The sequence below is a fragment of the Rhodococcus sp. 14C212 genome, from assembly GCF_011058195.1.
Lineage (GTDB): Bacteria > Actinomycetota > Actinomycetes > Mycobacteriales > Mycobacteriaceae > Rhodococcus > Rhodococcus aetherivorans.
The window spans coordinates 1-2,143 of sequence record NZ_JAALEH010000196.1; the positions used below are offsets into that span (position 1 = coordinate 1).

The 2,143-nt window shown below is 73.6% G+C and carries 2 protein-coding genes and 1 pseudogene; all 3 read right to left on the reverse strand.

The annotated features are described in order from the left end of the window. Positions 1 to 552, reverse strand: a pseudogene (locus G6038_RS30595) (ATPase); the annotation flags it as partial. A 21-nt stretch (positions 553 to 573) separates the two neighbouring features. Beyond that, positions 574 to 1,488, reverse strand: a complete 915-nt coding sequence (locus G6038_RS30600) for a phosphatidylcholine/phosphatidylserine synthase (protein ID WP_346772965.1) — start codon at positions 1,486 to 1,488, stop codon at positions 574 to 576. Then, positions 1,485 to 2,143, reverse strand: a 659-nt coding sequence (locus G6038_RS30605; protein WP_206025887.1) for a phosphatidylserine decarboxylase, incomplete at its 5' end; no start/stop codon positions are given. The genes G6038_RS30600 and G6038_RS30605, both read right to left, overlap by 4 nt.

Sequence of the window (2,143 nt, forward strand, 5' to 3'; positions counted from 1 at the left end):
GCCCCAGCTCACCGCGGTGTTCGGTTGCACGCTCACCGGTGCGGCGGGGTCGACCGCGGTGACGGTGAGCAGTTCCGTGGTCCAGGCGATCCCGAACGTGCGGGACAGGGTGCGCGTGGTGGGGGCCGTGCTCGTGCCCGGCCCGAGGTCGCGGGGCAGCAGCGACACCGCGTCGCCGACGGTGAGGACCTTGCCCAGCAGTGCCTGGCGCAGCGTGACGTCGTCGATCGTGTGGGTGGCGAGTGCCGATCCGGTGACCGCGACCGTGCGGGCGCCGTGGACGACGACCGGGCCGACGAGGACGGTGGCGTCCTCACGCAGCCCCACGTTGGAGAGTGTCACGTCGTCGAGCAGGATCGTGCCGGTCGGCGTGCCGGCGGGGGCGAGGCCGGCGACGGCCGCGGTGCGGCGCCCCCCGATCAGCGCGATCGCATCCCATTCGCGCAGGCCCAACGCGGCGAGCACCTCAGGGTGCACGCGGACGACGCCGCGGCGGGCATCGGCCGCCGAGGTGTTGAGGCGGACGGTCAACGCGAGTTCGGGGCTGCTCACCCCGCCGAGCCTAGAGCGTCGTCAGCGTCCGCGGGGGCGGCGCAGACCGAGTCGCGCCGCGGACTGCCGCGGCTGCGGGACACGCCGGATCGCGACCCGGCGTGGCCTCAGGGCGCGGTGCTCGGCGCGCAGGGCGCGCCGCTCGGACGGCTTGATGTTCCACGTCTCCGGCCGCGCCGCCACCCAGCGCTTGGAACGGACCGCGAACGGGATGTGCGCCAGGTACAGCCCGACGAGTACGAGCATGAGCACGTACGGGTAGGTGACCAGCGCGGCCGCCGCGACCGCCACGAGTACCAGGAGGATCACCGCGTAGCGGGGCGGCACGGACACCGACTTCATCGCCAGGGTCGGAATCTGGCTGACGACGAGGGCGGCGGTGAGCAGCGTCCAGACGGCCACGACGGGGTAGGAGTCCCACCAGCCCTCGCCCCACTGGATGTGCGCGGCGACCGGCGCCAGAGCGACGAGGGCGCCGGCGGGGGACGGCACGCCGACGAAGTACTCGCGGGCGTACGCGGGCACCGTGTCGTCCTCGAGCAGGGTGTTGAACCGGGCGAGGCGCAGGACGATGCTGACCGCGTACAGCAGGGAGATGATCCAGCCGAACGGGCTCCCGTCCAGCAGCGTCACATACAGCACGAGGGCCGGGGCCACGCCGAACGCCACCGCGTCGGACAGTGAGTCCAGCTCGGCGCCGATCTTGGTGGTGGCGTCCAGCAGGCGGGCGATGCGCCCGTCGAGGGAGTCCAGCACCGCTGCCGCGCCGATCATGCCGAGGGCGGTGCCCAACTGGCCGTCGAGGGCGAACTTCACCGCGGACAGGCCGGCGGAGAGCGCGAGGATCGTGATGACACTCGGCAACAGCCGCACGGCCTGCGGGCGACCGCGGCGCTTGCGTTCCGGGGCCGCCGGGGAGGCTGCGGACGGGCTCACGGCAGCTGGGCGATGACGGTCTCGGCGCCGATCGTCTTCTGCCCGCGCTCGACGAGGAGGGTGCTGCCCGGGGGCAGGTAGGTGTCCACCCGGGAACCGAAGCGGATCAGGCCGTAGGTGTCGCCGATCGGCAGCGTGTCGCCCACCCGCGCGTCGCACACGATGCGGCGGGCGAGCAGCCCGGCGATCTGGACGACGGCCACGTCGGCGCCGTCGCGGGTTTCGAGCAGCATGCTGTTGCGCTCGTTGACCTCGCTGGCATCGGCGAGGTCGGCCGAGAGGAACTGCCCGGGGCGGTGCACGACCTTGGCGACGGTGCCGCCGACGGGGCTGCGCTGGACGTGCACGTCGAGCACGGACAGGAAGATGCTCACCCGCGGCCGCGGCTCGGTGCCCATCTCGAGTTCGGCGGGCGGCACCGCGGTGTCGACGAGGGCGACCTCGCCGTCCGCCGGGGCCACGACGACGCCGACCCGGTTGGGCGGCACCCGGTGGGGGTGGCGGAAGAACCCTGCGGTGGCGGCGGCCGAGACGAGGCCGGCGCGACGGACCCACTTGCGGTTGCGGCCGAGCGCCGCGACGGCGAGGGGGGCGGCGACGAAGGGGATGCCTGCCGGGTGGAGCGGTGGAATCGTCTTGCGGACCAGTTCGAGAA